The organism is Okeania sp., from assembly GCF_983059655.1.
The window spans coordinates 1-2,833 of record NZ_CEZPJD010000927.1 but is presented as its reverse complement, the minus strand read 5'-3'; the positions used below and the strand labels follow the sequence as shown (position 1 = coordinate 2,833).

The 2,833-nt window shown below is 36.4% G+C and carries 3 protein-coding genes; 1 reads left to right on the top strand and 2 read right to left on the bottom strand.

The features are described from left to right. Nucleotides 1-172 precede the first annotated feature (172 nt). Nucleotides 173-544, bottom strand: coding sequence for a cyclic nucleotide-binding domain-containing protein (locus AC3DU7_RS30270; protein ID WP_488042943.1), 372 nt, complete (start codon nucleotides 542-544; stop codon nucleotides 173-175). 67 nt (nucleotides 545-611) lie between these two features. Between AC3DU7_RS30270 and AC3DU7_RS30265 the strand changes: the two genes are divergently transcribed. After that, entirely contained in the window at nucleotides 612-788 is a 177-nt protein-coding gene (locus AC3DU7_RS30265) for a hypothetical protein (protein WP_488042942.1), read from the top strand. Here the strand turns inward: AC3DU7_RS30265 and AC3DU7_RS30260 are convergent. Continuing rightward, entirely contained in the window at nucleotides 785-2,419 is a 1,635-nt protein-coding gene (locus AC3DU7_RS30260) for an alpha-D-glucose phosphate-specific phosphoglucomutase (protein ID WP_488042941.1), read from the bottom strand. The two genes, AC3DU7_RS30265 and AC3DU7_RS30260, sit on opposite strands and share 4 nt — an antisense overlap. Nucleotides 2,420-2,833: the final 414 nt, after the last annotated feature.

Sequence of the window (2,833 nt, the reverse complement as noted above, 5' to 3'; positions counted from 1 at the left end):
GTAGGGAGTAGGGAGAAAGAATTGATAATTTATGTGTGATAATTGATTTTATTTTGGATTTTTGGAGATGTCTATTGTTAAGAGCATACAGTTAAGTTGAAAAAACTCGTAACCAAAATTATTTAAGTATTTATCAAAGTTATAATAAATAGCTTAATAACTAGCTTAATCACTAGGTAGAATGCTTAAAGCGACGAAGACGATCGGAATAACTCCGAATTACAGACAGGGCAAATAAAGGTGTTTCTTGAACTACAAATAAAAAGCGTTCTTGGTCAAGATAAGCTAATTTACATTCTGTTTTAGCAATAGCAGTAGAAGCTCGAGTATGTTCTTCGTGAACTAGCGCTCCTTCACCAAAAATATCACCTTTTTGAATAGTTTCCACAACTTGACCATTCACAAATAATTCGACAACTCCTTCCATAATTCCATACATTACATCAGCTTTTTGCCCATCTTCAAAAATTACATCTCCTGGTGCAAAAATTTTTTGATCTAGATGTTTCTGAAATAACTCTACAGTTTTTGCTGGTTCTAACATAACTATGTATCTCCTTTATGTAAATTATCTTGAAAACTCACAGAAAGTTTAACTTTTGAAATAAAAGGTGAAAATATCTCAAGTTTTTCATGTAGGTTGGGTTGAAGAAAAAAACTCAACACCAACATATTTAGGAACGCTACATCTGCCGATAAATTATGGAATCAAAAAGTCAATATTTATTCAAACAACTTTTTGCTTTCCATTCTTACATCAACCTTTTGTATCCTACTTCAAAAATTAGGTAATTACAGTAGGTTTTTCCCTACCTGTAAGATTTTTAATTTGAGCTATCTCGTCTGCTAGACTAATCAAAGCAGATAATGCTGCTTGAGTGTCTTCATCATGTTTGCTAGCATCTGGCTCATAACTTTCTACATATAACCGCAGAGTTGCACCTTGAGTACCTGTACCAGAAAGTCGGAATACAATGCGAGAACCGTCAGTGAAACCAATACGAATCCCCTGTTTTTGGCTAACACTACCATCTACCGGATCAGTATAGCTAAAATCATCAGCATATTTCACTTCATATTGAGCATATTGCTTTCCTGGCAAAGAAGGCAATAGAGAACGTAAATTGTCCATCAAGGTATTAGCTTTATCTGTTTCTACCCCCTCATAGTCATGGCGAGAATAATAGTTGCGACCGTAAATTTTCCAGTGTTCCTTCACAATATCTTCTACAGACTCTTGCCGTGCTGCTAAAATATTCAACCAGAACAAAACTGCCCAAAGTCCGTCTTTTTCCCGCACATGATTAGATCCTGTACCAAAACTCTCCTCGCCACAAAGAGTAGCTTTATCTGCATCTAACAAATTACCAAAAAACTTCCAACCAGTGGGAGTCTCATAACAGTCAATACCCATCTTTTCAGCTACTCGGTCTGGTGCTTCTGAAGTTGGCATCGAACGGGCAATACCAGCCAAACCAGAACTATAACCTGGTACCAACTTAGCATTAGCTGCCAATACTGCCAAACTATCGCTAGGAGTCACAAAGAAATTTTTGCCCAAAATCATATTGCGATCGCCATCCCCATCAGAAGCAGCACCAAAGTCAGGAGCATTATCTCCGAACATGACTTCTACCAAGTCGTGAGCATATACCAAATTCGGGTCTGGATGCCCTCCGCCAAAATCTTCCAGAGGCACACCATTTTGCACTGTACCTGCGGGAGCGCCTAACCGTTGCTCAAAAATATCTTTAGCATAACCTCCAGTAACAGCGTGTAATGAGTCCATACACATCCGAAACTTACCAGACTTTAGCAGTTCTGATATTTTAGCAAAATCAAACAATGATTCCATCAACTCAGCGTAGTCTGCCACAGAGTCAATAACTTCTACTGTCATTTCCCCTAACTGATGACTGCTCAATTGGTCTAAATTAATATCTGCAGCTTCCATTATTTTGTAACTATCTATAACTTTACTGCGTTCATAAATGGCACTTGTCACTTTTTCCGGAGCAGGACCACCATTACTAATATTGTACTTAACACCAAAGTCCTCTTCTGGTCCACCTGGGTTATGACTAGCAGAAAGAATTATACCACCAAAGGCTTGATTTTTACGAATAATACAGGAAGCAGCAGGAGTAGAAAGAATACCACCCTGACCCACTAACATTCTACCCACTCCATTAGCGGCAGCCATTTTCAGAATTATTTGGATTGCTTGACGGTTGTAATAGCGACCATCACCACCAAGCACAAATGTTTGACCTTCAATGTTTTCTAAACTATCAAAGATAGACTGAATAAAGTTTTCTAGATAGCGGGGTTGTTTAAAAGTTGGTACTTTTTTGCGGAGTCCTGAAGTGCCAGGTTTTTGGTCACTAAAAGGTTGTGTTGCAACTGTCTGTATGTTCATAAAGTTTATTCCTATTTTACAACTTTCTATATTAGAGGAATTCCTGCCAAAGTCTTATAATATCTAGTTTTTTCGTCAATTAATGCTTAAGTTAATATCTACTCTCATTGCATCATGGCCATTAATATTTTTATTACTCATAGCTTGACTGTTTCTGTTTTAACTTTTACACCAAATATGACGCGTTTGAATAATTAATTTTTTGGTGTTGAGCAAATGTGCTTATAGTTAAGATCGGGTTAATAACATAGAGAATTTTTGAGCTACAAAAATCTAAAATTTTAATAAAGAAAAAGTAGATTGCAATTGACAATCTGTTACTGATTGAATTAATTAATACTCCTTTAAAATTCTCTACAATTATGAATCAAACCAAACTTTTATTCATCGACTCTAAGGTAGAAAATTACCATC

Coding starts and splice junctions, on each gene's coding strand:
- AC3DU7_RS30260 (WP_488042941.1), bottom strand. CDS start 2,419: ATGAACATACAGACAGTTGCAACACAACCTTTTAGTGACCAAAAACCT.
- AC3DU7_RS30270 (WP_488042943.1), bottom strand. CDS start 544: ATGTTAGAACCAGCAAAAACTGTAGAGTTATTTCAGAAACATCTAGAT.